Genomic DNA, 26,199 nt, shown 5'->3' on the forward strand with positions numbered 1-26,199 from the left:
ATAGCTTTCATTATTGCATGCGCTCCGCACATCCCTCCAGAGTCGCCGCCCTTAAAAAGTGCGCGTCTCGACATTATGTCTGGCCCATCATGCAGCACGCCAAGCTCATCATCGTCGGATCCGGCCCAGCCGGCTACACCGCCGCCATCTATGCAGCCCGCGCCATGCTGGAACCGATGCTGATCGCCGGTGTCCAGCCGGGCGGCCAGCTCACCATCACAACCGATGTCGAGAACTATCCGGGCTTCGCCGACGTCATCCAGGGCCCCTGGCTGATGGAGCAGATGCGCGCCCAGGCCGAGCATGTCGGCACCAAGATGGTTTCCGACCACATCGTCGAGGCGGACCTGTCGCAGCGGCCCTTCATCCTGAAGGGTGACTCCGGCGAACTCTACGCCGCCGACACGCTGGTGATCGCCACCGGCGCGCAGGCGAAATGGCTCGGCATCGACAGCGAGCAGAAGTTCAAGGGCTTCGGCGTCTCCGCCTGCGCTACTTGCGACGGCTTCTTCTACCGCGACAAGGAAGTATTCGTTGTCGGCGGCGGCAATACGGCCGTCGAGGAAGCGCTTTATCTGGCGCACATCGCCAAGAAGGTGACGATCGTCCATCGCCGCGATCATTTCCGCGCCGAGCGCATCCTGCAGAACCGCCTGATGAAGCTCGACAATGTCGAGGTGATCTGGGACACGGTCGTCGACGAGGTGCTCGGCAAGACCGGCTTCCCGCCTTCCGTGACGGGTGTTCGGCTGCGCAATATCGTGACCGGCGAAGTGAGCGAGCGCGAGACGCATGGCGTGTTCGTCGCGATCGGCCACGCGCCGGCGGTCGAGATCGTCAAGGGCCAGCTCGAGCTGAAGCCGTCCGGCTATATCTGGACGGCGCCCGATTCGACGGCGACCAGCGTGCCGGGCGTCTTCGCGGCGGGCGACGTGACGGACGAAACCTTCCGGCAGGCCGTCACCGCGGCTGGCCAGGGCTGTATGGCGGCGCTCGAGGCCGAGCGCTGGCTGGCGATCCATCCGGTTGTGACCGAGACCGCAGCCGCCGCCGAATAAGAACTGTTTAGGGCTGGTGGTGCGGAGGGGGCTGTCCAACCATGGACTGGGACAAACTCAGAATATTTCATGCCGCCGCTCAGGCCGGCTCCTTCACCCATGCCGGCGAGGCGCTGGGTATGAGCCAGTCCGCCGTCAGCCGCCAGGTCGGCTCGCTGGAGCATGATCTCGGCGTCCCCCTCTTCCACCGCCATGCCCGCGGACTGATCCTGTCGGAGCAGGGCGAGCTGCTCTACCGCACTTCGCAGGACGTGATGCAGAAGCTGGAAGGGGTGCGAATCCGGCTGACGGATTCGCGCGAGAAGCCGACCGGCACGCTGCGCATCACCACGACGGTGGCGCTCGGCTCGACCTGGCTGACCCAGCGCATCAACGAATTCGTCGACCTGCATCCGGATCTGAACCTGCACCTGATCCTCGACGACCAGGAACTCGACCTGACCATGCGCCAGGCCGACGTGGCGATCCGCCTGCGCCAGCCGGTGCAACCGGACCTGATCCAGCGCCGGCTGTTCACGGCGCACTATCACGTCTACGCCGCGCCCTCCTATGTCGAGCGCTTCGGCAAGCCCGAGACGCTGGACGATCTCGACAGCCACCGGATCGTCACCTTCGGCGTCCCCGTGCCGCCGAACATCCGCGACGTGAACTGGCTCGAGATCGCCGGCCGCTCCACCGATAATCCGCGCGAGCCGATCGTTCGAATCAACAACATCTACGCCATCAAGGCGGCGGTCGAACGCGGCACCGGCATCGCCATCCTGCCGGACTACATGCTGGAAGAAGGCTCGACGCTGGTGAAGCTGATGCCGGAAGCCCAGGTGCCGAGCTTCCCGACCTATTTCTGCTACCCGTCCGAGCTCAAGAATTCGGCACGCGTGACCGCTTTCCGCGATTTCATGCTCGCCAAGGCGCAGAACTGGCAGTTCTGACGAGCGGTTGCCGCTTCGAAAGCCACAGGATTGTGACGATCCCGGTCGCCCGGCCCAGCCGGACGATCCCCGGATCGTTGTCATTCCAGATTTACAGCAAATTCCGAAAATTCATTCCAGAATTGCCAACAATCTAGCTCCACCTTCGGAGCAAGGCGTGACATTACGACATCAACGTTGCGCCATATCAAATTTGCATAGCAGAAATGCACACCTGCCGGTTGATTAGGCAGGCTGAGCAATCCATATACGTATCAGTTGATGCGTTGGGCCTCTCGCTCCCTCCTCCCTGCGATGGGTTCGACCTCAGCTGTTCCCCTCTGGAAGGTGTTTGCTGCGCATTTCCCTGCCGCAGCAACAAAGACTTAGCCGGGCCTCGCAAGAGCGCCCGGCCTTTTCTTTTGTAAACCGGTTGACCAGACGGCCCCGCCACCCGGATGCCTATGAAGCAGGCACGCCTACATAAACAGCGGCTCGCTCTCCAGCCCCTTGTACAGACCGGCGACGAACTCGCCATAGCCATTATAGATCCGGGTCGGGATGCGCTCGCGGGTGCCGATCACGGTTTCCGAGGCCTGGCTCCAGCGCGGATGCGGCACATCGGGATTCACATTGGCCCAGAATCCGTACTCAGATGACTGCAGCTGCTGCCAGAAATTGATCGGCCGCTCCTCGACGAAGCTGACCCGGACGATCGACTTGATCGATTTGAAACCGTACTTCCAGGGCGTGTGCAGACGGATCGGGGCGCCCATCTGCTTCAGCAGCGGCTTGCCGTAGGCGCCCGTCACCATGAAGGCGAGTTCGTTATTGGCCTCCGCCATGGTGAGCCCCTCGATATAGGGCCACGGATAGAAGGGCTGATTCTGCCCCGGCGCCATCGCCGGATCCAGGAAGGTCTCCATCTGGATGTATTTCGCGCTCCCGAGCGGCTTGGCGTAGGCGACGAGATCGGCGAGCGGGAAGCCGGTCCATGGCACCGTCATCGACCATGCCTCGACGCAGCGGTGCCGATAGACCCGCTCCTCCAGCTTCATCGCCTTCAGGAGGTCGTCGATATCGACGGTCTTCTCCGCCTCGACCAGGCCGCTGAACTGGATGGTCCAGGGGCGAACCTTCAGCGCCTGCGCGGCGTCGGCGAGGTCCTTGTCGGTGCTGTATTCGTAGAAATTGTTATAGTGGGCGTTGATTTTCTCCGGCGTCACGTCGCGCTCTATCGTGTAGCGCGGATTGCGCTGGGCCGGGTACAGGCCGGCGCTCGGGTCCTCTTCGGCATGGGCGAAGCGCGGCAGGGCGGTGGCGAGACCCAGGCCACCGGCGGCGGCGAGGATTTCGCGTCGATTGAGAAACACGGCTTCGGGAGTGGCGCGACTTTCGGGGATCTCCCAGCCACGCTTGCGACGAATGAGCATTCCTGTCTCCAATCCGATATGCGGCCCCGACGGGAGATACGTAGGACGCGGACCAAAAGGCTTCAAATCAATTCCCCGCGTCACGGACCTCTATTTCCGGCGCGAGCGAAGCCGTCCCGCCGCATCGCGGCGCTTGCCATCAAGCGCCCCGCAGACTAGGTTCCGCGCCGCATAAATCCCTTATGTTTTTCCACGTTCGGAGCCCCAAATGGCCTTCCTCGCCGATAGCCTCGCCCGCATCAAGCCGTCCGCGACCATCGCGGTCACGAACAAAGCGCGCGAGTTGAAAGCGGCAGGCCGCGACGTCATCGGCCTCGGCGCCGGCGAGCCCGATTTCGACACCCCGGAAAACATCAAGGAAGCCGCAATCCAGGCGATCCGCGACGGCAAGACCAAGTACACCGCCGTCGACGGCATCCCGGAGCTGAAGGCCGCCATCGCCGCCAAGTTCAAGCGCGAGAACAACCTGACCTACGCCCCGAACCAGATCACGGTCGGTACCGGCGGCAAGCAGGTGCTCTACAACGCGCTGATGGCGACGCTGAACCCCGGCGACGAAGTCATCATCCCGGCACCCTACTGGGTGTCCTATCCGGAGATGGTGGCGCTCGGTGGCGGCACGCCGGTCGAGATCGTCGGCCCGCAGTCGCAGGGCTTCAAGATCGGCCCGGAGGCGCTCGAGGCCGCGATCACGCCGAAGACCAAGTGGCTGCTGCTGAACTCGCCGTCCAACCCGACTGGCGCCGGCTACACGCGTGCCGAACTCAGGGCGCTCGCCGACGTGCTGCTCAAGTATCCGCATGTCTGGATCATGACCGACGACATGTATGAGCACCTCGTCTTCGACGATTTCGAGTTCGCGACGATCGCCGAGGTCGAGCCGAAGCTCTATGACCGCACGCTGACTGTGAACGGCGTTTCCAAGGCCTATGCCATGACCGGCTGGCGCATCGGCTATGCCGGCGGCCCGGTCGAGCTGATCAAGGCCATGGGCACGATCCAGTCGCAGTCGACGTCGAACCCGTCCTCGATCTCGCAATGGGCTGCGGTCGAGGCGCTGAACGGCACGCAGGACTACATCCCGAAGAACGCCGAACTCTTCAAGAAGCGCCGCGACCTCGTCGTCTCGATGCTGAACCAGGCCAACGGCATCGTCTGCCCGAACCCGGAAGGCGCGTTCTACGTGTTCCCGTCCTGCGCCGGCACGCTCGGCAAGACGACGGCTGGCGGCAAGCTGCTGGAGACGGATGTCGACTTCGTCACGGCGCTGCTGGAAGAGGAAGGCGTGGCCGTGGTCCAGGGCTCGGCCTTCGGCCTGGCGCCCTACTTCCGCATCTCCTACGCGACCTCGACCGAGGCGCTGGAAGAAGCCTGCACGCGCATCCAGCGCTTCTGCGGCAACCTCCGCTAAGGACCCGGGCGGCTCGCCCCTCCAAAGACTTCAGGATCGCGCCTCCGGGCGCGATCTCCTCTCCGCCCTCTCGGACACCCCCATCCGCCGAATCCGGCCCTCCTGGCGGCGACGCCGGCCAATATCCCGCAAGACACGGCTCCGGCTTGGCCGTATCCTCCCGACAGAAGCCGGCGACCCGGCTTCGCAATCCTATCGGGGGAAATCGTCGGAATGCTCGATCTGCGCGTCCATCATGTATCGATTGTCGTAACCGACCTCGAGCGATCCGTTGCGTTCTACCAGAAGGCGTTCGGGCTTGAGCGACTGGCGCGGCCGCCCTTCAAGACCGATGGCGCCTGGCTCGCCTGCCATGGCATCCAGATCCACCTGATTCTCTATCCGGAAGGCACGTTCCGGACGGGGCCGATCGACAACAGCGACTACCACTTCTCGTTCCACACGCGCGATTTCTACGGGATCCTCGATCACCTGCTCGAGCAGGGCTTCCGCGAGGATGTGGGCGAGGATGATCCGATGCGGCTCTTCGTCATTCGCGAAGGCCTCGCGGGCTTCCCGCAGCTCTACCTGCTCGACCCCGACCGTAACATCGTGGAGATCAACGGTGCGCCCTAGCCTCGCGAAAGGCTCGCCAGAGCGGGCACGGGGCTCCAAGCCGGGCCGCCGGCGATGACCACCCATCTCGCGCTTCTCTTTTCGGTCCTGCATGTCGTCTTCGCGAGCGCGGTGACCATCCACGCGCTGCTGACCCGGCTGAACCCGCAATCGACCATCGCCTGGATCGGCCTGGCTTGGCTCTCGCCCTATGTCGGCGCGGCGCTCTATTTCCTGTTCGGCATCAACCGCGTCCACCGCAAGGCGCTCAAGCTTTCGAGCCCGGAGGACGACGTCGATGCGCCGCCATCGCGCTTCGCTCTGGCGCCCGAGGATGTCGCCCATGGCGCCGACGAGCATCTGGAGCCGCTGGCGAAGTTCGGGCTCCGGATCACCGGCCGCACACTGCTGGCCGGCAACGCCATCGATGTCCTGGTGGATGGCGACGTCGCGTATCCCGTGATGATCGCCGCCATCGAAGCGGCGCAGACCAGCATCGCGCTCTCGGGCTACATTTTCCATGACGATCTGGCCGGCGCGCCCATCATCGACGCGCTGATCGACGCGCATGAGCGCGGCGTCATCGTGCGCGTGCTGATCGACGGCATCGGCGGTGGCTATCTGAAATGCGCGGCGCATGACCGGCTCGTCGCGAAGGGCGTCAATTCGGCGCGCTTCATCCACGAGATCAGCGCGCCATGGAAGATGTCGTTCCTCAACCTGCGCAACCACAAGAAGCTGATGATCGTCGATGGCCGGCTCGGCTACACCGGCGGCATGAACATCAGCGCCGGCAATCTGTTCCGGCAGGTCAGCATCCCCGAGCGCAAGGCGGTGCAGGACGTCCATTTCGAGGTACGCGGGCCGGTGGTCGCGCATCTGATGGAGACCTTCGCCGAGGACTGGGCGTTCACGGTCGACGAAATCCTCGAGGGACCGCATTGGTTCCCCGAACTCGGCGCCGGCGGCTCGATCCCGGCCCGCGGCATCGCCAGCGGCCCGGACGAGGACAATGAGAAGCTGATGTGGACGATGGCGGCGGCGATCGCTCGCGCCGAGCGTCGCATCCGCATTGTCACGCCTTATTTCCTGCCGGACGAGCGCATCAATTCGCAGCTGGCGCTGGCAGCGCTGCGCGGCGTCTCGGTCGAACTGCTGATCCCGGAGCGTTCCGACCAGTTCTACATGGACTGGGCGATGAATGCCTCGCTCTCACCGCTGATCCGGTCCGGCGTCGTCATCAGCCGCGCCTTGCCGCCCTTCGACCATTCCAAGCTGATGACGGTCGACGACGCCTGGGTGCTGTTCGGCAGCGCCAACTGGGATGCGCGCAGCCTGCGCCTCAATTTCGAGTTCAACGTCGAGGCCTATGACGTCCACTTCGCCGAGACCATCGACGCGCTCATCGATGCCAAGCTGAAGGGCGCGCGGCGGATCCGGGTCGCCGACCTGCGCGGGCGCCCGCTGCTGGTCCGCCTGCGCGACGCGGCGACGCGACTGCTGACACCCTATCTCTGAGGCGCGGCTCAGAGCCAGCCGCGCCGCCGGAAATAGACGAAGGGCACGATCGCCGAGATCGCCATGATGCCGAGCGCCAGCGGATAGCCATATCCCCAGCCGAGCTCCGGCATGTCCTTGAAGTTCATGCCGTAGATCGTGCCGATCAGGGTGGGCGGCATCAGGATGGTCGAGGCGACGGTCAGCACGCTCACCACTTGGTTCTGCTGGTTGGCGACGAGACCCAACGTCGCATCCAGCAGGAAGGTGATCTTGTTCAGCACGAAATTGACGTGGTCCTCCAGCGACCGGACGTCGCGCAGCGCCAGCTTGAGGCGGGCGCCATTGCCGTTCTTCAGCGCCTGGTCCGGCAGCATGGCGGCGGCGTATTGCGCGAGGCGCTCCAGCGAGGCCAGGCTCTCGCGCGCCTTCGAGGCGAGGTCGCCCTGGGCGCCGATCGCGCCGATCAGAACGGCGAGCCGCTTGGCGCGCAGCCGCTCGCTCGGCTTGCGGGTGAAGATCTCGCTGTTGATGCGATCGACGGACTGGGCGACATGCTCAAGCACGTCGGCGGTGCGGCCGATGAACGCCTCGATCAGGCCGTTGAAGATGCCGGCCGGCGTGCCGCAGCCGCTGTCGGGCTTCGGCGCCACGGCCAGAAACTGGCGGAAAGCCTTCATATCCTCGTAGCGCAGCGTGACGATCTTCGACTTCGAGACCGCGAAGGTGAACGGCGTCAGCACGGGATGGCCGAGGTCGAGGCCGGCCAGCACGCTCGCCGTCATGAAGACGACGCCGTTCTCGACATAGAAGCGGCTGGAGAATTCGATCTCCTGCGTCTCCTCCCGCGTCGGCACCAGCGCGCCGAGATAGGCCTCTGCCAGATGTTCTTCTTCCTGCGTCGGCACGTAGAGGTCGATCCACCCCGCGGTCTCGGCGGCATGGCTGTCGCCAGGCGGCAGCACGGTCGGTCCGGCCGGGGTAATCGCATAGGCAGTCAGCATTCCAGGCTCCCGCGCGTTAACCGAATCCTAAGACAGGTGATGCCGGTCACTTGCGCTGCAGCATTTCGTTTGTCATGACGGTCTCCAGTCGCACCTTCGAGGGATCGAATGGCCGCGAGAGTCGTTAACATGGGCGACACCCTGTCGCCAGCAGGTCGGCTGCCGCCAAGTTCGGTCGTCACCGAGGTCGCTCGCCAGACTGCGCCCCGGCAGCGGTGACGGTGTTGGGCGTAACACGAAAGGAATTATTTCATTATGTCCAAGTTTGTTTCCCTTAAGCTCGTTGCAGCCGCAGCGGCCCTCACCCTCGCCGGTCTCGGCGTCGCCAAGGCCGCCGATCTGAGCGCCCCGGTCTATGAAGACGGCCGCAACGGCATCCGCATTGGCATGCTGACCTGCGATATCAATTCCGGCCTCGGCTACGTCATCGCCTCGGCCAAGGAAGTCGCCTGCACGTTCAAGCCGAATGGCGGCCGCGCCGAGGATTACGTCGGCAACATCAAGAAGCTCGGCATCGACCTCGGCTACACCAGCCAGGGCCGCCTGATCTGGGCCGTGTTCGCCCCGACCGCCGGCTATCACCGCGGCTCGCTGGGCGGCCTGTATCTCGGCGCGGGTGCCGAGGCCACGGTCGGCGCCGGCATCGGCACCAACATCCTATTCGGCGGCACGCGCGGCTCGATCGCCCTGCAGCCGATCAGCGCGACCGGCCAGATCGGCCTGAACGTCGCCGCTGGCGGCGCCGCTCTGGTGCTCGACCCGGTCAACTAAGTTCCGGCCGGTCCCGGCATCGGGATCGCCGTCCAATCGCATCCATCTGGATGACAAGGCCCGCGCCTGACCGGCGCGGGCCTTTGCTTTTCCATGGTTCCCGCCTTGCCACGTCCGCCGTTCCCTGAGACGATCGGCGGGCGGGCCGGAACTCTGGCTCCGGTTCACGCGTCCAAGACATGAGAATGATCAAAGAACATTTCATGAACGGAGGAAGCGATGACGAGCAGGAACGGAGGTGGCGTCGGCAGAAGTGCCGGCCCCAAGGCAATCGCCCTGATCGGCCCCTTCGGCAGCGGCAAGACCACCCTGATGGAGGCGATCCTGGCGCGCACCGGCGCCATTCACAAGCAAGGCACCGTCGGCGACGGTAGCTCAGTCGGCGACAGCGCCGCGGAAGCCCGCGCCCATGCCATGAGCGTCGAGCTCAATGTCGCCGAAACCAGCTTCATGGACGAGCGCATCACCCTGCTCGACTGTCCCGGATCGGTCGAATTCAGCTACGAGTCCGAGGCGGTGCTGGACGCCGTCGACTGCGCCATCGTCGTCGCCGAGCCGGACGAGAAGAAGGTCGCCGCCCTGCAGCTGATCCTGAAGCGGCTCGAGGCGCGCGGCATTCCCCGCATCCTGTTCCTCAATAAGATCGACAAGAGCGACAAGGGCGTCCGCGAGACGCTGACGCTGCTGCAGCCGGCGAGCGCCGTGCCGCTGCTGCTCCGCCATATTCCGATCCGCCAGCATGACGTTGTCACCGGTTTCGTCGACCTCGCCCTCGAGCGCGCCTTCGTCTACCGCGAATACGCGCCGAGCGAGTTGATCGACATGACGGACGAGGTGCGCGCCGCCGAGGCGCGCGAGCGCTACGCGCTCTTGGAAAAACTCGCCGATTACGACGACTCGCTGATGGAAGAGCTGCTGGAGGACGTCGAACCCTCGCGCGAGCACGTGCTCGCCGATCTCGTCACCGACATGCGGGCCGGCCTGGTCTGCCCGGTGCTGATCGGCTCCGCCCTGCACGGACACGGCATCGGACGCCTGCTGAAGGCGATCCGGCACGAGGCGCCCGACATCGCGGCGACCGCCGAGCGCCTCGGCCTCGAGGACGGCAGCGAGGCCATCGTCCAAGTCATCAAGACGCTGCACACCGGCCACGCCGGCAAGCTCTCTGTCGCGCGGGTGATGCGCGGAACCATCGCGGACGGCACAGAATTGATCGGGCCGGAAGGCTCGGTCGGCCGGATCTCCGGGCTGATGCGCCTCCTCGGCCAGCAGGCCTCGAAGCGGGAGCCGGCCTCGGCCGGCGAAGTCGTCGGCCTCGGCAAGCTCGACGGCGCGGCGACCGGCATGACGCTGGCGACCGGCAAGCAGCCGCCGGTCCAGCTGGCGCCGCTCGAACGGCCCGAGCCGGTGATTGCGCTCGCCATCGCGCCCGGCGAGCGCAAGGACGAGACCAAGCTCTCCACGGCGCTCGGCCGGCTGGCCGAGGAAAATCCCTCGCTGGTGATCAGCCAGGACGAGGAGACCGGCGAGATCCGCATCGGCGGCCAGGGCGAGATGCATCTGCGCGTCGCGATCGAGCGGCTCGCCGCGCGCTACGGGCTCAAGGTGGAGACGCGCCCGCCGTCCATCCCCTATCGCGAGACGGTGCGCGGCGAGGCCACGGTGCGCGGCCGGCACAAGAAGCAGTCCGGCGGCCATGGCCAGTTCGGCGATTGCGTGCTGGAGATCCGGCCGCAGCGGCGCGGCAACGGCTTCCTGTTCGAGGACGCCATCACCGGCGGCGTCGTGCCGCGCAACTACATTCCGGCGATCGAGGCCGGGGTGCAGGACGTGCTGAAGCGCGGGCCGCTGGGTTTCCCCGTCGTCGACGTCGCGGTCAAGTTGACCGACGGCTCGTATCACGCGGTCGATTCCTCCGACCAGGCGTTCCGCACGGCCGCCCAGATCGGCATGCGCGAAGCCCTGGAGGCCTGCACGCCGGTGCTGCTGGAGCCGGTGCTGCGTGTTTCCGTCTCGGTGCCGTCCGAGGCGAGCTCCCGCGTCAACATGATGGTGACGCAGCGTCGCGGCCAGCTGCTCGGCTTCGACGCCAAGAAGGATTGGCCGGGTTGGGACGTCGTCGAGGCGGAAATTCCTGAATCGGAAATGCGCGGGCTGATCGTCGAGCTGCGTTCGGCGACGGCCGGCGTCGGCACCTATACGAGCCGCTTCGACCATCTCGCCGAGCTGACGGGCCGGCTGGCCGAGCAGGTCTCGGTCAAGAAGGGAACGCGCGCCGCCTGAGCGCGCCCGATCGCGGAGCCGGCAGCGGCTCCGCGATCGGGCCGGATACGCGCCAAAGCTGCATTCGATCGATGTGATCGCGCTTATTTGCTCTTCCTAAATTAATTGCTGTGATAGGGAGGCGACGAAGCGACAATCAGGCCGCCCGTGGTGCATCGACTTCCCCTTCCGCTGGTCTCGTTCGTATCCGGCTGCCTGCTGCAAGCAGCGGGCGCGGCGTTTGGCCTGTGGCTGATGCGGATCGCCGGCAACGAACCCGCCTTCTGGCCCTCCAACGGTCTGCTCGTCGCGCTGATCCTGACGGTCGGAATTCGGCAGATCAGCTGGGCGATCTCCGGCGCGATCGTGGGCAGCGCCTTCCTCAATGCCTTGCTCGGCACCGGCATGATGGGCTTCGCCTTGTCGGGCGCGGATCTGGTTGAGGTGGTGTTCGTCGCATTGGCCGCACAGCGGCTGCGGCTCGTCGGCTCCGGCCTCGAGAGCATCGTCAACGTCGTCGTGCTGGTGGCGATCATCTCGACCGGCGCCGCGGCGAGCGCGCTTGGCGGCGCCGTCACGCTCGCCTGGTTTCGCGACATTCCGCTCGCCGACACGCTCACCATCCTCTGGCGCCTCAATGCGACCAGCGCCCTGATGATCCTCGCGCCGTTCTTCGCCATCGCCAAGCCGGGCCGTGTCGAGCCACTGCGCGATATTTTCCATCGGAACGACCGGCTTCGCATCGCCGAACTGGCGATGATCGTCGGCGTGATCGGGGTGTCGATCCTCGTGATGCGGCAGACCGGCGTGTCGATGATCAGCTTCTTCACCGCGCCGCTGCTCTGGTGCGCGATCCGCTTCGGCAGCCCCGCCACCGCCGCCATCGGCTCGGCGACGTCCCTCACCGTCATCCTGATGATCGTCGCCGGAGTCTGGCCCTTTCCGAGCGGCGTTCCGCTCGCCTCGCAGCTGCAACGCGTCGAGCTCGCGCTCTGCTTCAACACCATTCCGCCGCTGTTCGTCGCCGCTGCCCTGGCCGGCCTGCAGAAGGCGGCGCGCGACCTGAAGCTCAGCCAGGAGCGGCTGCGCTACGCGCTGGCGGGCTCCGGCGAAGGTGTCTGGGACTGGAACATCGCCACCAACGAGACCTATTTCAGCGACGGCTGGTACACGATCCTCGGCTATCAACGCGACGAACTTCAGGCCGATGCCTCGACCTGGGACCGACTACGCCATCCCGATGACGAGCCGGAAACGCGGCGCCGGATCCAGGACCATCTCGACGGCCGGTCGCCGCGCTACAGCGTCGAGCAGCGCTTCCGCCACAAGGACGGCCACTGGGTCTGGGTGCTCGACCGCGGCAGCGTCGTCGAGCACGACGCGGAGGGGCGGCCGCTGCGCGCCGTCGGCACGCTGCTCGACATCTCGCGCCGTCGCGCCCGCCAGGACGAGTTGAGCCGTCTCGCCCATCACGACCCGCTCACCGGCCTTGCCAACCGTACTGCCCTGACGGAAATCTTTGAACGCTGGAACGTGGAAAAGCGGTCCTTCTGCTTCGTGCTGATCGATCTCGACGACTTCAAGCCGATCAACGATCTGTACGGCCACCAGTTCGGCGATCACGCGCTGCTGGCGATCGCCGACCGCCTGCGCGCCTGCCTCGGCCAGCGCGACATCGCCTCGCGCATCGGCGGCGACGAATTCGCGCTGCTGATCGAGGGCGCCGAGGCCGAGCCGATGGCGCAGCGCCTGATCGATCGCATCTCGGAGCCGATCGGCTTTGCCGCCGCCCTTGTTTCTACCGGCGCCAGCATCGGCGTCGCCGTGGTGGCGGACGGATCGCCCGATTTCGAGGGCGCCTACCGGCAGGCCGATATCGCGCTCTATGACGCCAAGGCCTCCGGCGGCGCCACCTACCGCATCGCCGATGGACAACACCGGTCGGACGACCATGCGCCGACGCCGCCGCTAGCGGCCTCAGCCCTTTTGATCGCCGCCGGTGGTGAACCAGCCGACCAGCCCGGCAAGAATTGCGAAGACGCCGCAGAGCATCGTCACGGCTGAGAAGCCGGCGATCGTCGCCCGCGACCAGAGATCCTGCATGGCGACCGGATCGGCGCCGGCGACCGGCCCCAGATTGCCGCCGAAGCCGGCCGAGCGCACCATTGCCGCCATCTCCGGTCCGGCCCCCGCCAGCACGCCGTCAAATCCGAAACCGACAGCCATGCCGAGGCTCGCCACGGCGATCAGGGCGGCGACGCGCGCCACCGCATTGTTGATGCCCGACGCGGCGCCGCCGCGCACATCCGGCGCGGCGTTCATCACCGCCGTCGACAACGGCGCCACTGTGATGCCCATGCCGAGCCCCATCAGCAGCATGGTCGGTACCACCGCGCTCCAGAAATCGCCCCGCGCCACCGCGGGTGAGAGCAGCAGGAAGCTGATGCCAGTGAGGATCGGCCCGATGGTCAGGCAGGGACGCACGCCGATCTTGTCGGCCAGCCCGCCGCCGAACCGCGACAGGACGGCCATGACGATGACAAACGGCAGGAACACCGAACCGGCCTGTGCCGCCTTGTAGTGATGCGCCTGGATCAGCGCCGTCGGCAGGAAGAACAGCGCCCCGGCGAGCGCGAAATAGAGGAGCAACGTCAGGACGTTGACGCCGGCGAAGGTGCGGTTGGCGAAGAGATCGAGCGGCATCATTGGCGACGGCGTCCAGGCTTCGAAGATTACGAAGCCGACCAGCACCAGCGCGCCGGCGACCGTCAGCCCGGCAGCGAGTTCGGGCCGGTCCGCCGTGCCGATCAAGGTGAGGCCATAGGTCAGGAGGCCAAGGCCGAGCACGGCGAGAACGCCGCCGGTCCAGTCCATCGTCACCCCGGACTTGGCGTCGTCCGCCGGCACCTTGGCCCGGCAGAGCAGCCAGGCGACGATGGCGATCGGGACGTTCATCAGGAACAGTGCGCGCCAGGAGCCCAGGTCGACCAGCGCGCCGCCGAGGATCGGGCCGATTGCCGGGGCGATCGACGACGCCGCCGCCCAGGTGCCGATCGCCCGGCCCCGGATCCCGGCCGGGTAATGCGCCGAGATCAACGCCAGCGAGCCCGGCACCATCAGCGCGCCGCCGACGCCCTGGATGGCGCGGGCGACGATCAGGCTGCCCGGCGACCAAGCAAGCCCGCAGGCGGCCGAGGCAAGGCCGAACAGGGCGATGCCGAGCATGAAGACCCGGCGCAGGCCATAGGCGTCGCCGGCGGCGCCGCCGAGCAGCGTAAAGGCGGCGAGCGTCAGCGTGTAGGCGTTCGAAGTCCACTGCACCTCGGCGAAACTGGCGCCGAGGCTGGCGCGGATCGCCGGCAGGCCGACCGTGATGATCGAGCCGTCCATGAAGGCCATGCCGGAGGCGAGAATGGTGGCGGCGAGGACATAGCGGCCCCGATCCGCGACGAAGCTTTCCGACATGGTCCTGCCCGCTTCGTCCACGATCGCCTCCCCGGCAAACGCCCCGGCCACTCTAGCCGACAATTCCCCCGGCCGCGCTACGCGGAATGCGAGTGCCGTCGAATTGATCCGCCGTGCGCGCTGCGACGACGCCGGGACGCTTGCGCCGCGCCGCCGCCGCCCTAGCCTCACCAAGGGGCCGGCTGTCGAACGGAGATGCGTCATGCACACTCGAACCCTTCTGGCCGCTATTCTGCTGACATCGCTGGCACCGGGACTTACCGAGGCCAAGGAGCGGATCGCCGATACGAGGGATCTGCCGGTCGATCTGGAACTGGTGCTCGCCGTCGATGTCTCGCGGTCCATGGACGCGGACGAACAGGCGCTGCAGAGGCTCGGCTACATCGCCGCGCTGCGCCATCCCGACGTCATCGCCGCGATTCAGTCAGGACCGCTCGGCCGGATCGCCATCACCTATTTCGAGTGGTCTGGCGCCAATGCGCAGCGGATCGTGGTGCCGTGGAGCGTGATCGAGGATGGCGAAGGGGCCGATGCCGTAGCGGCGCAGATCAGCCCCGGCGAAGTCTATGGCCGCTACGGCACCTCGATCTCCAGCAGCCTCGCCTTTGGCGCCTCCCTGTTCGACGGCAACGGCCTGGCCGGCGCGCGGCGAACGATCGACATCTCCGGCGACGGCCCCAACAATATGGGACCGCCGGTCACTCCCATCCGCGACGCGGTCATCGCGCGCGGGATCACCATCAACGGGCTCGCCATCACCTTGAGGAACCCGGGCGAGAGATCCGGCTCGAGCATCTTCGACATCGACAATCTCGACGCCTACTACCGGGACTGCGTCGTCGGCGGCGTCGGCGCCTTCACCGTCGCGGTGACGGCCGTCGAGCAGTTCGAGGAGGCGATCCGACGCAAGCTGGTGACCGAGATCGCGGTCCAGCCCCCGACGATCCTGCCGGTCGTCGATCGCCAGGAACTGCCAGTGACCGATTGCCTGATCGGCGAATCGAACACCAAGCCCAGGCTGTCGCGCTGAACCAGCGCTTGCCCGACCACCGATCGATCGCCAACCGAGACGGTTGCGCGAGCTGCCCGCCTTCGCCAAGGTGCGGTCGGTTCCCATCAACGGCAAGGCGATCGATCCCGTGCGCATCCTGCTCAGTCTCCTCCTGCTCCTCGTCGCCGCGCTGCCGGCAACCGCCCAGAATGCGAACCGGGCCCGGGTCGAGAAGCAGTTCCAGAACTGGCTGGCGACGACGGTGCGCGCTGACGCGGGCGCCCGCGGCGTCTCCGCCCGCACGCTCGACAGCGCGCTTTCCGGCCTGACGCTCGACTGGTCGCTGCCCGACCTGGCGCCGCCCGGCGCGCCGAAGAAGCACGAGGAGCCGCAGCGCCAGGCCGAGTTCTCCGGTCCCGCCCGCTATTTCAGCGAGGCGAAGGTGGCGGGGCTGGCCAATGGCGGCCGGACGCGGATGGGCAAATGGTCGAAGACGCTGGCGAAGATCGAGAAGACCTACGGCGTACCGGCCTCGATCGTCGTCGCCATCTGGGGTCGCGAATCCGGCTATGGCGCTGCGAAGCTGCCCTACCCGGCCGTCCGCGCGCTGGCGACGGAAGCCTTCATGGGCGCCCGCAAGGCCAATTTCTATCCCGAATTCCTCGCCGCGCTGCAGATCCTCGAGGGCGACCATATCCCGCTCGCCGAGATGAAGAGCTCGTGGGCGGGCGCCCTCGGCCAGCCGCAGTTCCTGCCGTCCAAATATCTCACCCTCGCGGTCGATTTCGACGGCGACGGCAAGCGCGACATCTGGAACTCGGTGCCCGACAGCCTCGCCTCGATCGCCAACTATCTGCGCCAGAACGGCTGGCAGCCCGGCGTCAACTGGGGTGTCGAGGTGATCGTGCCCGACACGGTCTCGTGCAGCCTGGAAGGACCCGAGCAGGGCAAGCCGCTGGCCGTCTGGCAGAAGATGGGCATCCAGCCGGTCGGCGGCGGCAAGCTGGCCGGACGCACACCCGATCGCATCGGCCATCTGCTGATGCCAGCCGGGCGGCATGGCCCCGCCTTCATCGTCTCCCCTAATTTCTACGTGCTGAAGAGCTACAACGAGTCCGACCTCTACGCGCTTTTCATCGGCCACCTGGCCGATCGTCTGCGCGGCGCCGGCGCCCTCAGCGCCGCCTGGGGCGATGTCGGCGGCTTCAAGCGCTCTGACGTCCGCGCCATGCAAGAACGGCTGGTGAAGCGCGGCGCCGATGTCGGCAAGGTGGACGGTCTGGTCGGCTTCAAGACGCGGATCTCGATCGGCGCCTGGCAGGAAGCGAACGGCCGGCAGGCGACCTGCTTCCCCGATGCCGGTCTGCTGAAGGCGATCCGCTGACGGGCGGCAACCCCGGCGCCACTGATGCAAAAACAGCGCGCCGCTGCGGAAGCAGCCTGCAGGCCCTACCGAATCGCCGCTAAAGGCGCTACGTTAACCATGTCATCAACAATCGAAAGGAGGTGGTCTAGTGTCTCATTGTCGTTCACCGCGTATGTCGGCTGCAATGGTCCGGATCTCTGCCTTCGTAGAGGTTTGCGCCGCGTGACCGGCTTTCCTCCGGCTTGATGCCGGGTCGCGGTCTGACAATGGAAGGGTCGCCCGGACGGGCGGCCCTTCTTCCATTTTGAGCATCGAATGTCTGGTCCCAACGAAACTCGCCCCATCGAAATCTATGTCGATGCCGACGCCTGCCCGGTGAAGGCCGAAATCTACAAGGTCGCCGAACGGCACGGGCTCAAGGTCCATGTCGTCGCCAACACGCCGATCAGCATTCCCCGCGAGCCGTGGATCGAACGGGTCATCGTGCCGAGCGGCCCGGACATCGCCGACGACTGGATCGCCGAGCGCGTCAGCCGCGGCGACATCGTCGTCACCGCCGACATTCCCCTCGCCGATCGCTGCATCAAGGCGGGCGCCGACGTCATCGGCTCCAACGGCAAGCCCTTCACCGAAGCTTCGATCGGCAACGTGCTCGCCACCCGCAACCTGATGGAAGATCTGCGCTCGGCCGGCGCCGTCACCGGCGGCCCGCGCCCGTTCTCGCCGAAGGACCGCTCCGCCTTCCTGTCGGCGCTCGATCTCGCCATCGTCAGGCTGAAGCGGGCTGGATTCGGCTGAGAACGGCCGCTTCCGGACAGGTTTCGCCTGGAGGAGGCAGGGCTGTGACGGGGATCACACCGGCACGGCTCTTCAACCGCTAGGTAACAATCACTGTCGTAGGATACTGTCGCGCTCATGCCCGCCGGGCGGGCGCTGTCCACGGCCGTTCCGACAAGACAAAGGCTCACTATGAAGATTTCGAAGCTCCGCCTGCCGGCCCTTGCTCTCTCCGTCGCGCTCGCGGCCGGTCTGGGACAGGCCGAAGCTGCCACCTGCGGCAACAATCCGGCGCAGTTCGGCGCCTGGTTGAAGGAATTCAAGGCCGAGGCCGTTTCGGCCGGCATCTCGCGCTCGGTTGTCGACCAGGCGCTTTCCGGCGTCACCTACGACCCGCGCGTCATGAAGCTCGACCGCAACCAGAAGCATTTCAGCCAGCCCTTCGAAGTCTATGCGAAGCGCGTCGTCTCCCCCGGCCGCGTGGCCAGGGGCAAGAAGCTGATGCAGCAGTACAAGAGCACGCTCGACCGGATCGAGAAGCAGTACGGCGTCCCCGCGCCGATCCTGATCGCGATCTGGGGCATGGAGACCGATTTCGGCGCCGGCAGCGGCAACATGTCGACGATCCGCTCGCTCGCCACTCTCGCCTTCGATTGCCGCCGCAGCGATTTCTTCGAAGATCAGCTGATGGCCGCGCTGAAGATCGTCCAGCGCGGTGACCTGTCACCGGCGCAGATGAAGGGCGGCTGGGCCGGCGAAATCGGCCAGACCCAGTTCCTGCCCACCTCCTATGTCCGCTTCGCCGTCGATTTCGACCGCAACGGCCATGCCGATCTGCGCAACAGCCCGATCGACGTTCTCGCCTCCACCGCCAATTATCTGAAGGGCTATGGCTGGCAGCGCGGCGGCAGCTGGGAAGAAGGCTCCCACAATTTCGGCGTCCTGCGCGAGTGGAACAAGGCCGGCGTCTACGCCAAGAGCGCAGCGCTCTTCGCCGACAAGCTGGTCGGCAAGCGCTAGTCCGGCCGGTCCACGCATCAGGGGACTTGCGATCGCCGCGGTTTCGACCGACAAACCGCGGCGATGTCTGACACAACCTCCCCCCGATCCCGCTCCGTGGCGATCATCGGCGCCGGCCCGGCCGGCCTGATCGCCGCCGAGATGCTCGCCGCCGCCGGCCTCGCCGTCAGCGTGCACGACCGCATGCCGTCGGTCGGCCGCAAATTGCTGATGGCCGGCCGCGGCGGCCTGAATTTGACCCATAGCGAGCCGCTGGAGACCTTCCTCGGCCGCTACGGTGCGTCGGCACCCCGCCTCGCTCCGCTGATCGAAGCCTTTCCGCCTGCAGCGCTGCGCGACTGGGCTGAGGCGCTCGGCGCGCCGACCTTCGTCGGCTCCAGCGGCCGCGTGTTCCCGAAATCCCTGAAGGCGTCGCCGCTGCTGCGGGCCTGGCTCCGCCGGCTCGACGGGCTCGGCGTCCGCTTCGCGCTGCGGGACGACTGGCAGGGCTTCGACGATGCGGGCCGCGCCATTGTCGTCCGGCCGGACGGCTCGACGGCCGCCATCGAGGCCGACGCCACGCTGCTGGCGCTCGGCGGCGCCAGCTGGCCGCGCCTCGGCTCGAACGGCGCCTGGACCGGAATCCTCGCGGCGCGCGGCGTCGAGATGACACCGCTGCTTCCCGCCAATGTCGGCTTCCGCGCCGAGTGGTCGGAGCCTTTCCGGGCCCGCTTCGCCGGCACGCCGCTGAAGGCCCTGGCGGTCCGCTTCGAGGACACCACCCTGCGCGGCGAAGCGATGGTCACCGCCTATGGTCTCGAAGGCGGCGTCATCTACGCGCTGTCGTCACGCCTGCGCGATGCGATCGAGCGCGACGGTTCCGCCACCCTCTCGCTCGACCTCGCGCCCGGACGCGACGCGGCGGAGCTCGCCGCCCGCATCGCCAGCCAGAAGCCCGGCCAGTCGCTGTCCAACCTGCTGCGCAAGGCGGCCCATCTCGCGCCGGTTGCCATCAATCTGATGCGCGAAGCCGGCGGCGGCCCCACCCTGCCCCGCGACGCCGAGGAACTCGCCGCGCTGATCAAGGCCGTGCCGATCCGGCTGACGGGCATCGAGGGCCTTGAGCGCGCCATCTCGACTGCCGGTGGCGTTGCCTGGAGCGGGCTCGACGACGGATTGATGCTGAAGGCGATACCCGGCGTCTTCGTCGCCGGCGAGATGATCGACTGGGAGGCACCAACCGGCGGCTATCTGCTGCAGGCCTGCTTCGCAACCGGCATCGCCGCGGCGAAGGGCGTTCTCGCCCGTCTGGACGCCGAACAGTCCGGCTGAAACAAGCGTTCCGGCTACGCGCCGTCGTCGCGCATCAGGCCGCGCAGTTCCGCGACGCCGGCGGCGATGACGGCGTTCGCTTCCGCCTCCATGGCGCGGTAGCGGCCGAGCACCAGCCGTCCTGCTTCGGTCAGACGGGCGCTGCCGCCGCCGCCGCTGCCGCCCTTTTCCGTCTCGACCAGCGGATCGCGGAAGGCGGTGTTCATTTCCCGGACCAGCCCCCAGACCCGCTTCGGGCTCATGGCCAGACGCGCGCCCGCCGCCGCCAGCGATCCGCTTTCCTGGATCGCCTGCAGGAGATCCGCCTTGCCGGGCCCGAGCGCGAAGCCGGGCTTCAGGACGAGACGGAAGCGGAGACCCTCGGTCTGGTTGGGTAGGCGCATGGGCAGGGATTCGCTTCGAGGGGACGGGAACCCGCATTGTCGCGCCGGCGCGCCGAACAGTCGAGGGCAGCCCGGCATTGGGGAGCCCACGACCGCAAGAAAGGCCGGGCGCCGCGAACGGCGCCCGGAGACCATCAATCCGACTGGCGGAAGCTGCGGATCCGGTCAAAGGCGACGGCGATGACGATGAAGCTGCCGACGAAGGCACCCTGCCAGAAGGTCGAGATGCCCAGCAGGATCAGGCTGTTGCGGATCACCTCGATCAGCGCCGCGCCGACCACCGCGCCGAACGCGGTACCGGTGCCGCCGGCGAGATTGGCGCCACCGATGACGGTTGCCGCGATCACGGTCAGTTCCATGCCGGTGCCCAGATTGGTCGTCACGCTGCCGAGCCAGCCGGTCATCAGCACGCCGGCGATGCCCGCCGTCAGCGCCGAGATCACATAGACCCCGACCTTGATGCGTCGCACCGGAACGCCGGTGAGGATCGCCGCCTGCTCATTGCCGCCAATGGCGAAGATGTGCCGGCCCCAGCCGGTCCAGCGGAAGACGAAACCGGCGATCAGCGCCATGATGGCGAGCACGATCAGCGGATTGGCGATGCCGAAGGTGGTGCCGCCGCCCAGCTGCAGCAGCAGCGCCTGGTCCGGCCCGAACTGGTAGACCATCTTGTTGTTGGACAGCACCAGCGCCATGCTTCGCGCCACTGAAAGCATGCCGAGCGTCACCACGAAGGGTGGCATGCCGACATAGGCGATCAGCACGCCGTTGACGACGCCGACGAGGATCGCCGCGACCAGCGCCGCCGCGATGCCGAGGCCGAGCGGATAGCCCGCGCTCATCACCAGGCCGGTAACGATCGCCGACAGGCAAAGCGTCGATCCGACGGACAGGTCGATGCCGCCGGAGATGATGACCACGGTCATGCCGATGGCGACGATGCCGACGAAAGCGAAGTTTCGCGTCACGTTGAACAGGTTGTTCTTGGTCGCGAACGTGTCGGTCATGAAGGTCAGCGCGATGCAGGCGAGCACCGCCGCCAGAAAGACCCAGAAGGTCTGGCGCGAGAGCAGCCAGCTCAGCGTGCTGTGCGTTTGCCGGTTGATGGTGTCGTCGAGCGAAACAGCCATGTTGTAACGTCCTCCCTCTCCATTTCGCTCGATGTCAGGCGCGCTCGAGCGCGCCGGTGATCAAGGCCGTCACTTCTTCCGGCGAGCTCTTGGCGATCTCCTTGTCCGCCACCTTGGTGCCGCGCCGCAGCACGACGATCCGGTCGCAGACCGAGAAGACGTCCGGCATGCGGTGGCTGATCAGGATGACGGCGATGCCCTGGTCGCGCAGGCGACGGATGAGGTTGAGCACCTCCGCCACCTGGCGCACGCTGATCGCCGCCGTCGGCTCGTCCATCAGCACGATCTTCGAATCGGAGAGGCGCGTACGGGCGATCGCCACCGCCTGGCGCTGGCCACCCGACATCTGCTTGACCAGATCGCGCGGCCGCGTCTCGGACTTCAGCTCCTTGAACAGCTCGGCGGCGCGCTTGTACATCGTCGCATAGTCGAGGATGCGCAGCGGCCAGACCCCGCGCCGAAGCTCCCTGCCGAGAAAGACATTGGCGGCGGCAGTCAGATTGTTGCAGAGCGCGAGGTCCTGATAGACGACCTCGATGCCGCTCTCGCGCGCCTCGACCGGCTTGTGGAAATGGACTTCGCGATCCTGGACGCGGATCGTGCCGTGCGACGGCGGAAAATTGCCGGCGATGATCTTCACCAGCGTCGATTTTCCCGCGCCATTGTCGCCCATGAGACCGACCACGGCGCCCGGCTCGATGGTGAGCGAGACGTCGTTCAGGGCCTGAATCGCCCCGAAATGCTTCGATATTCCCTTGAGTTCCAGGACAGTCATCCCGGCGCTCCTCCCTGCCACGCAGGCCGTTGATCGGCCCGTCGTTCACCCTTCCGGAGCGGCGACGCCGCCCAGGCTCCTGATTTTACCCTTATTGACGCGCCGCATCGCCGTCAACTTGAACATCAGACAAATAGACAGCACCTCGCGCAAAGGTAACAAAATCGACATCTCGGCCAACTCGGAAATTACAGTGCCGACACAGCGCTTTTCCCAATAACCAAATGGATATCAGCGCCTTGTCCACTTTGATTGCAACGCACAATATTTAGATTGCACTGCGTCATAAACCGGTTTCATAGGATTAATCGGATTGACTTTGTTCGAATTCGGAATTTAGTTGGAGCGTGCCTGTTCGGGAAGCGGGCCAAACGGCCCTGCCAGCGCGATCACCGGGATACATCGGGGAGCGTCGGCGGAGGCCCCAATCGGCCGCACCGATCGGCACGATGCTTTTAATGTCTCGGGAGGAGACCATGAAGAAAACACTGGCGATACTGTCGCTCGCCACGACTGCGCTGGCCTTTTCATTCGGCGCGGCAAGCGCGGAAGACAAGGTGCTCGCGATCGTCGTGAAGGGGCTCGACAACCCCTTCTTCGAAGAGATCAACAAGGGCTGCCAGAAGTGGAACGCCGAGAACCAGGGCAAGGGCTTTACCTGCCTCTATACGGGTCCGGCCTCCAGCGCTGACGAAGCCGGCGCCGTGCAGATCGTCGACGATCTGCTGACCAAGGGCGTTGCCGCGATCGCCATCTCGCCCTCGAATGCCCCGGCCATGGCTAACCTGCTGAAGCAGCGTGCGCCGTCGATCCCGGTGATGACGGTCGACGCCGACCTCAACCCGGAGGACTCCGCCCTCCGCAAGGCCTATCTCGGCACCGACAACTATCTGATGGGCGTCAAGATGGCCGAGGAGTTGCAGAAGCTGAAGAAGGGCGGCACCGTCTGCCTGCAGCTCGGCAACGTCGCGGCCGCCAACATCGCCGCCCGCGCCGCCGGCGTGCGCGACACACTGGCCGGCGCCAAGGGTATCGACAAGCTCAACGGCCAGAATGGCTGGACCGAGCCCTCGGGCTGCCCGCTCTTCACCAACGACCAGGCCGACCTCGCCAACCAGCAGATGAGCGATACCTTCACGGCCAACCCGAAGCTCGACGCCTTCGTGCTCGTCGGCGGCTGGGCCCAGTTCGCCCCGCAGGCCTATGCGCAGGTGACGGACGGCGTCATGGAACGCCTGAAGAGCAAGGACCTCGTGATCATCGCCGGCGACACGCTGCCGCCGCAGATCGACGCGCTCAAGGCGGGTCGCAGCCATGCCCAGATCGGCCAGCGGCCGTTCGAGATGGGCTACAAGGCCCCGGACGCCATGATCAAGCTGATCAATGGCGAGAAGGTCGACGAGATCCTGTTCACGGGCCTCGACACCTGCCTGCCGGACAACGTCGACAGCTGCCTGGCCAAGTAGTCTCAGGCCGACCATCGCTGTCCATTCGACGAAAGGGGCGCCGCGGCGCCCCTTTCCATGTCCGGATATGGCCGAAGCGTAACGTGCATCGTCGCGCCGAACGCTCTATATCGGACCGGGGACTGGTTTCGAGACGAGGATATCCAAACGATGCGCCGTACGATCTTGGCTCTTTCGCTGCTTCTGGCCGCCACGCCGGCATTCGCCTGCACGGAAGAGGAATTGCAGGCGAAATCCATCTCGCTGGCCGAGCTGGTCAAGGAGATCACGACGAAGGATCCGTCCAAGGCCGATGACTGGCGCCGCAAGCAGGTCGCCGTCGACCGTGTCGCGGAACGGACGACCGATTTCGCCGAGATCTGCGCCGCCTACGACAAGGCGATCGAGGAAGCCAAGGCCGCGAAATAGGCCCAAGCGCAGCCGCGCCGACGTGACTTCCCTTACGTCAACTTCCGGTTCAAAGTTGGCTACCACCCCGCCGATCCGCCGGATCCGGCCGGGTGGTCCGGCGCGCGCCCCCGGGCGCGAACAGCGCCATCCGTGCGCGCGCCCCGAAAGGGATCTGCCATGGCCCACTATCTGTTGCAGGTTTGCTATTCGCACGGCGCCGTGAAGGCGATGGTCGCCAATCCTCAGAACCGCGAGGACGCCGCCCGCAAGGTCATCGAATCGGTCGGCGGCTCGCTGAAATCATTCCACTTCGCGCTCGGCGAGTTCGATGTGGTGATGATCGCGGAGTTCCCCGACAATGCCTCGGCGGCTTCGGTGTCGCTGGCAACCGGCGCCACCGGCGCCCTGTCGCGTTTCCAGACCACCGCCCTGATGACGACGGCGGAAGGGACGGAGGCGATGCGCAAGGCGAAAGCGGGCAGCTATTCGCCGCCGGCCTGACGAGACAACAGCATCCGGCAGGGAGAGCGGTTCCGGCTGCCGGGCTCGGACCAGTCCCGGCCGAGCGCCATTTCCAGATTTCCGGACAGGCGCCTTCGACCTGTCCGGGGACAAGTCGTCTCAGGCCCCGATTCGCAGAGCGCGCTCGGCCAAGATTCGGGCTGGCCAAATACCAGCGCGCGGCGATATCGCCGCTCCCGTCTTGTTGTCGGTATTGATGCCGCCCGGCTGTCGTCAGCGCTGCGGAATGGTGATGCGCGCCAGGGCTCCGCCGAACCCGAACGACACCCCGGAAAGTACGGTCGCCCGCTGCGAAGCGACGCTGTGATCAGCCCAGATGATCGGGCCGGCCCCGGCTTTATTGGCAAGCAAAAAGCCGGCGACGACGACGAGCGTGACAGCTAGTCCAAACTGGAGATTCATCGATACCCCCGTTTTTGCCTGCTGATTCTAGCACAACTGTTGCCGGTTTGCGACACCCTCCCGGAAATGCCTTCGTCGTGCTATCGGTGCGCCGGGAAGGCCATCATGATCCGCATCACTGACGACATCATCCTCGACGACAATGAGATCGAGGAAAGCTTCATCCGCGCCTCCGGTCCGGGTGGGCAGAATGTGAACAAGGTCTCGAGCGCGGTGCAGCTGCGCTTCGATGCCAGGCGGTCGCGCGCGCTGCCCGATGCGGTAGCCGTGCGGCTGATGCGACTCGCCGGATCGAAACTGACGCAGAACGGCGTGATTGTCATCACGGCGCAGCGTTTTCGCGACCAGGCCCGCAACCGCGCCGACGCGCAGGAACGGCTGGTCGCGCTGATCCAGGAAGCGCTGGTACCGCCGACGCCGCGGCGCGCGACGAAGCCGACCCTCGCCTCGAAGAAGCGGCGGCTGGAGGGCAAGACCAAACGCTCCGGCGTCAAGGCGATGCGCGGCAGCGTCAAGATCGACTAGCCGAGCGTGACTGAACCAGATGAACTGAGCGAAATCGTCTGCACACGTCGAAGCGGCGAAAGAGCACGGCGTCATTGGCTCTCGCCAAATCAGTCCGAGCCGTGCAACATTTTGACGCGCCCGCACCCTTTGCGGACCGGCATCACGGGGAGAACCATCTTATGGGTATCATCTGGACCATCATCATCGGCTTCGTCGCCGGCGTCATTGCCAAGTTCGTCACCCCCGGCAGCAACGAGCCGAGCGGCTTCATTCTGACCGTCATCCTCGGCATCGCGGGCGCCTTCCTGGCCACCTGGCTCGGCCAGGCGATTGGCTGGTACGGCCCCAACGACCAGGCAGGCTTCATCGGCGCCATCGTCGGCGCGGTCATCGTCCTGCTGATCTGGGGCGCGGTCGTCCGCAAGCGCGCCTGATCCCGGCACTGCCGGCCCGGCAGCCGGGGCTCACCGCCCCCGGCTGTCGGACCGATGGCAATGATCGTGAACCGCCTCGGTCAGCGGGCAATGTCCCGTTGCGCCGCGATAGGCGAGATACGATCCGGTCGCCAGCGCCACGACCGACAGGATCCGGTTTGGCCTCGGCTTGACCGCCGCGGCAGCCAATATCAGACCGGCGATCACCGAAACGACACGCCCCTCGGTCGAGATTTGCGGGACAACGACGGGTGGTTTGGCGCCAAACATCATCTATTCTCCAGTTGCTGACAGAAGTGAACGCGCGAATGTCGGCGGC

At 66.2% G+C, this 26,199-nt stretch carries 26 protein-coding genes; 18 read left to right on the forward strand and 8 right to left on the reverse strand.

Annotated elements, in window-relative coordinates; translation table 11 throughout:
* Positions 1-89: 89 nt before the first annotated feature.
* Together trxB and G342_RS0113300 are read left to right on the forward strand one after the other, a co-directional pair.
* Entirely contained in the window at positions 90-1,058 is a 969-nt protein-coding gene (gene trxB, locus G342_RS0113295; RefSeq protein WP_018183644.1) for a thioredoxin-disulfide reductase, read from the forward strand.
* A 41-nt stretch (positions 1,059-1,099) separates the two neighbouring features.
* On the forward strand, positions 1,100-1,990 hold the full coding sequence (locus G342_RS0113300; RefSeq protein WP_018183645.1) for a LysR family transcriptional regulator: 891 nt from the start codon (positions 1,100-1,102) through the stop codon (positions 1,988-1,990).
* Between the two features lie 458 nt (positions 1,991-2,448).
* On the opposite strand, the gene msrP is transcribed toward G342_RS0113300, so the two are convergent.
* Positions 2,449-3,402, reverse strand: coding sequence for a protein-methionine-sulfoxide reductase catalytic subunit MsrP (gene msrP / locus G342_RS0113305; RefSeq protein ID WP_018183646.1), 954 nt, complete (start codon positions 3,400-3,402; stop codon positions 2,449-2,451).
* A gap of 208 nt (positions 3,403-3,610) precedes the next feature.
* Here msrP and G342_RS0113310 point away from each other — a divergent pair, with 208 nt between their 5' ends.
* From G342_RS0113310 to G342_RS0113320, 3 genes are all read left to right on the forward strand, one after another.
* On the forward strand, positions 3,611-4,813 hold the full coding sequence (locus G342_RS0113310; protein WP_018183647.1) for a pyridoxal phosphate-dependent aminotransferase: 1,203 nt from the start codon (positions 3,611-3,613) through the stop codon (positions 4,811-4,813).
* Between the two features lie 213 nt (positions 4,814-5,026).
* Positions 5,027-5,428 (forward strand): VOC family protein, encoded by a 402-nt coding sequence (locus G342_RS0113315; RefSeq protein ID WP_018183648.1) that lies wholly within the window; start codon positions 5,027-5,029, stop codon positions 5,426-5,428.
* Positions 5,429-5,482: 54 nt separating this feature from the next.
* The gene (locus G342_RS0113320; RefSeq protein WP_018183649.1) at positions 5,483-6,925 is read left to right on the forward strand and encodes a phospholipase D-like domain-containing protein; all 1,443 of its coding nucleotides are present in this window, start codon (positions 5,483-5,485) and stop codon (positions 6,923-6,925) included.
* Positions 6,926-6,933: 8 nt separating this feature from the next.
* Here G342_RS0113320 and G342_RS0113325 read toward each other — a convergent pair whose 3' ends face one another.
* A complete protein-coding gene (locus G342_RS0113325) occupies positions 6,934-7,908 on the reverse strand; it encodes a magnesium transporter CorA family protein (protein WP_018183650.1) in 975 nt (324 codons plus the stop codon).
* Between the two features lie 255 nt (positions 7,909-8,163).
* Between G342_RS0113325 and G342_RS0113330 the strand changes: the two genes are divergently transcribed.
* The 3 genes from G342_RS0113330 (at position 8,164) to G342_RS0113340 (ending at position 13,005) form a co-directional block, all read left to right on the forward strand.
* Complete coding sequence (locus tag G342_RS0113330; protein WP_018183651.1) at positions 8,164-8,679, forward strand: DUF992 domain-containing protein; 516 nt, start codon at positions 8,164-8,166, stop codon at positions 8,677-8,679.
* A gap of 219 nt (positions 8,680-8,898) precedes the next feature.
* Positions 8,899-10,962 (forward strand): elongation factor G, encoded by a 2,064-nt coding sequence (locus G342_RS0113335; protein ID WP_018183652.1) that lies wholly within the window; start codon positions 8,899-8,901, stop codon positions 10,960-10,962.
* Between the two features lie 150 nt (positions 10,963-11,112).
* Positions 11,113-13,005, forward strand: coding sequence for a sensor domain-containing diguanylate cyclase (locus tag G342_RS0113340; RefSeq protein WP_156830937.1), 1,893 nt, complete (start codon positions 11,113-11,115; stop codon positions 13,003-13,005).
* Here G342_RS0113340 and G342_RS0113345 read toward each other — a convergent pair.
* On the reverse strand, positions 12,919-14,427 hold the full coding sequence (locus tag G342_RS0113345) for an MFS transporter (protein WP_245557278.1): 1,509 nt from the start codon (positions 14,425-14,427) through the stop codon (positions 12,919-12,921). The genes G342_RS0113340 and G342_RS0113345 overlap by 87 nt on opposite strands.
* 181 nt (positions 14,428-14,608) lie before the next feature.
* On the opposite strand from G342_RS0113345, the gene G342_RS0113350 reads away from it, so the two are divergent.
* From G342_RS0113350 to G342_RS0113370, 5 genes are all read left to right on the forward strand, one after another.
* Complete coding sequence (locus tag G342_RS0113350; RefSeq protein WP_018183656.1) at positions 14,609-15,436, forward strand: DUF1194 domain-containing protein; 828 nt, start codon at positions 14,609-14,611, stop codon at positions 15,434-15,436.
* Between the two features lie 43 nt (positions 15,437-15,479).
* On the forward strand, positions 15,480-16,781 hold the full coding sequence (locus tag G342_RS0113355; protein WP_018183657.1) for a lytic murein transglycosylase: 1,302 nt from the start codon (positions 15,480-15,482) through the stop codon (positions 16,779-16,781).
* A 297-nt stretch (positions 16,782-17,078) separates the two neighbouring features.
* On the forward strand, positions 17,079-17,561 hold the full coding sequence (locus G342_RS0113360; RefSeq protein ID WP_018183658.1) for a YaiI/YqxD family protein: 483 nt from the start codon (positions 17,079-17,081) through the stop codon (positions 17,559-17,561).
* A 171-nt stretch (positions 17,562-17,732) separates the two neighbouring features.
* Positions 17,733-18,560, forward strand: a complete 828-nt coding sequence (locus G342_RS0113365) for a lytic murein transglycosylase (protein ID WP_018183659.1) — start codon at positions 17,733-17,735, stop codon at positions 18,558-18,560.
* A 63-nt stretch (positions 18,561-18,623) separates the two neighbouring features.
* Positions 18,624-19,871 carry a BaiN/RdsA family NAD(P)/FAD-dependent oxidoreductase gene (locus tag G342_RS0113370; protein WP_040878869.1) on the forward strand — a complete coding sequence of 416 codons (1,248 nt, stop codon included), beginning with the start codon at positions 18,624-18,626 and terminating at the stop codon, positions 19,869-19,871.
* A 14-nt stretch (positions 19,872-19,885) separates the two neighbouring features.
* On the opposite strand, the gene G342_RS0113375 is transcribed toward G342_RS0113370, so the two are convergent.
* The 3 genes from G342_RS0113375 to G342_RS0113385 form a co-directional block, all read right to left on the reverse strand.
* A complete protein-coding gene (locus tag G342_RS0113375) occupies positions 19,886-20,254 on the reverse strand; it encodes a winged helix-turn-helix domain-containing protein (protein ID WP_018183661.1) in 369 nt (122 codons plus the stop codon).
* A 134-nt stretch (positions 20,255-20,388) separates the two neighbouring features.
* Positions 20,389-21,384, reverse strand: a complete 996-nt coding sequence (locus G342_RS0113380; RefSeq protein WP_018183662.1) for an ABC transporter permease — start codon at positions 21,382-21,384, stop codon at positions 20,389-20,391.
* Between the two features lie 34 nt (positions 21,385-21,418).
* The gene (locus G342_RS0113385) at positions 21,419-22,159 is read right to left on the reverse strand and encodes an ATP-binding cassette domain-containing protein (RefSeq protein WP_018183663.1); all 741 of its coding nucleotides are present in this window, start codon (positions 22,157-22,159) and stop codon (positions 21,419-21,421) included.
* A 476-nt stretch (positions 22,160-22,635) separates the two neighbouring features.
* Between G342_RS0113385 and G342_RS0113395 the strand changes: the two genes are divergently transcribed.
* From G342_RS0113395 to G342_RS0113405, 3 genes are all read left to right on the forward strand, one after another.
* Positions 22,636-23,625: a substrate-binding domain-containing protein gene (locus G342_RS0113395; RefSeq protein WP_018183665.1), complete on the forward strand. Its 990-nt coding sequence runs from the start codon at positions 22,636-22,638 to the stop codon at positions 23,623-23,625.
* A 150-nt stretch (positions 23,626-23,775) separates the two neighbouring features.
* Positions 23,776-24,033 (forward strand): hypothetical protein, encoded by a 258-nt coding sequence (locus G342_RS0113400; RefSeq protein ID WP_018183666.1) that lies wholly within the window; start codon positions 23,776-23,778, stop codon positions 24,031-24,033.
* A 159-nt stretch (positions 24,034-24,192) separates the two neighbouring features.
* Complete coding sequence (locus G342_RS0113405) at positions 24,193-24,516, forward strand: GYD domain-containing protein (protein ID WP_018183667.1); 324 nt, start codon at positions 24,193-24,195, stop codon at positions 24,514-24,516.
* Positions 24,517-24,750: 234 nt separating this feature from the next.
* Here the strand turns inward: G342_RS0113405 and G342_RS0113410 are convergent, their stop codons facing one another.
* The gene (locus G342_RS0113410; RefSeq protein ID WP_018183668.1) at positions 24,751-24,939 is read right to left on the reverse strand and encodes a hypothetical protein; all 189 of its coding nucleotides are present in this window, start codon (positions 24,937-24,939) and stop codon (positions 24,751-24,753) included.
* A 105-nt stretch (positions 24,940-25,044) separates the two neighbouring features.
* On the opposite strand from G342_RS0113410, the gene arfB reads away from it, so the two are divergent.
* Both arfB and G342_RS0113420 read left to right on the forward strand, forming a co-directional pair.
* Positions 25,045-25,464 carry an alternative ribosome rescue aminoacyl-tRNA hydrolase ArfB gene (arfB, locus tag G342_RS0113415; protein ID WP_018183669.1) on the forward strand — a complete coding sequence of 140 codons (420 nt, stop codon included), beginning with the start codon at positions 25,045-25,047 and terminating at the stop codon, positions 25,462-25,464.
* A 161-nt stretch (positions 25,465-25,625) separates the two neighbouring features.
* Positions 25,626-25,880, forward strand: coding sequence for a GlsB/YeaQ/YmgE family stress response membrane protein (locus tag G342_RS0113420; RefSeq protein WP_018183670.1), 255 nt, complete (start codon positions 25,626-25,628; stop codon positions 25,878-25,880).
* A gap of 30 nt (positions 25,881-25,910) precedes the next feature.
* On the opposite strand, the gene G342_RS0113425 is transcribed toward G342_RS0113420, so the two are convergent.
* Complete coding sequence (locus G342_RS0113425; RefSeq protein ID WP_018183671.1) at positions 25,911-26,153, reverse strand: YgaP-like transmembrane domain; 243 nt, start codon at positions 26,151-26,153, stop codon at positions 25,911-25,913.
* Positions 26,154-26,199 lie beyond the last annotated feature (46 nt).

Origin of the sequence: Kaistia granuli DSM 23481 (assembly GCF_000380505.1) — a bacterium.
Classification (GTDB): domain Bacteria; phylum Pseudomonadota; class Alphaproteobacteria; order Rhizobiales; family Kaistiaceae; genus Kaistia; species Kaistia granuli.

Excerpts from the sequence above, each read along its gene's own strand:
- trxB (WP_018183644.1), top strand. The coding sequence starts at position 90 with ATGCAGCACGCCAAGCTCATCATCGTCGGATCCGGCCCAGCCGGCTAC.
- G342_RS0113300 (WP_018183645.1), top strand. The coding sequence starts at position 1,100 with ATGGACTGGGACAAACTCAGAATATTTCATGCCGCCGCTCAGGCCGGC.
- msrP (WP_018183646.1), bottom strand. The coding sequence starts at position 3,402 with ATGCTCATTCGTCGCAAGCGTGGCTGGGAGATCCCCGAAAGTCGCGCC.
- G342_RS0113310 (WP_018183647.1), top strand. The coding sequence starts at position 3,611 with ATGGCCTTCCTCGCCGATAGCCTCGCCCGCATCAAGCCGTCCGCGACC.
- G342_RS0113315 (WP_018183648.1), top strand. The coding sequence starts at position 5,027 with ATGCTCGATCTGCGCGTCCATCATGTATCGATTGTCGTAACCGACCTC.
- G342_RS0113320 (WP_018183649.1), top strand. The coding sequence starts at position 5,483 with ATGACCACCCATCTCGCGCTTCTCTTTTCGGTCCTGCATGTCGTCTTC.
- G342_RS0113325 (WP_018183650.1), bottom strand. The coding sequence starts at position 7,908 with ATGCTGACTGCCTATGCGATTACCCCGGCCGGACCGACCGTGCTGCCG.
- G342_RS0113330 (WP_018183651.1), top strand. The coding sequence starts at position 8,164 with ATGTCCAAGTTTGTTTCCCTTAAGCTCGTTGCAGCCGCAGCGGCCCTC.
- G342_RS0113335 (WP_018183652.1), top strand. The coding sequence starts at position 8,899 with ATGACGAGCAGGAACGGAGGTGGCGTCGGCAGAAGTGCCGGCCCCAAG.
- G342_RS0113350 (WP_018183656.1), top strand. The coding sequence starts at position 14,609 with ATGCACACTCGAACCCTTCTGGCCGCTATTCTGCTGACATCGCTGGCA.
- G342_RS0113360 (WP_018183658.1), top strand. The coding sequence starts at position 17,079 with ATGTCTGGTCCCAACGAAACTCGCCCCATCGAAATCTATGTCGATGCC.
- G342_RS0113365 (WP_018183659.1), top strand. The coding sequence starts at position 17,733 with ATGAAGATTTCGAAGCTCCGCCTGCCGGCCCTTGCTCTCTCCGTCGCG.
- G342_RS0113370 (WP_040878869.1), top strand. The coding sequence starts at position 18,624 with ATGTCTGACACAACCTCCCCCCGATCCCGCTCCGTGGCGATCATCGGC.
- G342_RS0113375 (WP_018183661.1), bottom strand. The coding sequence starts at position 20,254 with ATGCGCCTACCCAACCAGACCGAGGGTCTCCGCTTCCGTCTCGTCCTG.
- G342_RS0113380 (WP_018183662.1), bottom strand. The coding sequence starts at position 21,384 with ATGGCTGTTTCGCTCGACGACACCATCAACCGGCAAACGCACAGCACG.
- G342_RS0113385 (WP_018183663.1), bottom strand. The coding sequence starts at position 22,159 with ATGACTGTCCTGGAACTCAAGGGAATATCGAAGCATTTCGGGGCGATT.
- G342_RS0113395 (WP_018183665.1), top strand. The coding sequence starts at position 22,636 with ATGAAGAAAACACTGGCGATACTGTCGCTCGCCACGACTGCGCTGGCC.
- G342_RS0113400 (WP_018183666.1), top strand. The coding sequence starts at position 23,776 with ATGCGCCGTACGATCTTGGCTCTTTCGCTGCTTCTGGCCGCCACGCCG.
- G342_RS0113405 (WP_018183667.1), top strand. The coding sequence starts at position 24,193 with ATGGCCCACTATCTGTTGCAGGTTTGCTATTCGCACGGCGCCGTGAAG.
- G342_RS0113410 (WP_018183668.1), bottom strand. The coding sequence starts at position 24,939 with ATGAATCTCCAGTTTGGACTAGCTGTCACGCTCGTCGTCGTCGCCGGC.
- arfB (WP_018183669.1), top strand. The coding sequence starts at position 25,045 with ATGATCCGCATCACTGACGACATCATCCTCGACGACAATGAGATCGAG.
- G342_RS0113420 (WP_018183670.1), top strand. The coding sequence starts at position 25,626 with ATGGGTATCATCTGGACCATCATCATCGGCTTCGTCGCCGGCGTCATT.
- G342_RS0113425 (WP_018183671.1), bottom strand. The coding sequence starts at position 26,153 with ATGATGTTTGGCGCCAAACCACCCGTCGTTGTCCCGCAAATCTCGACC.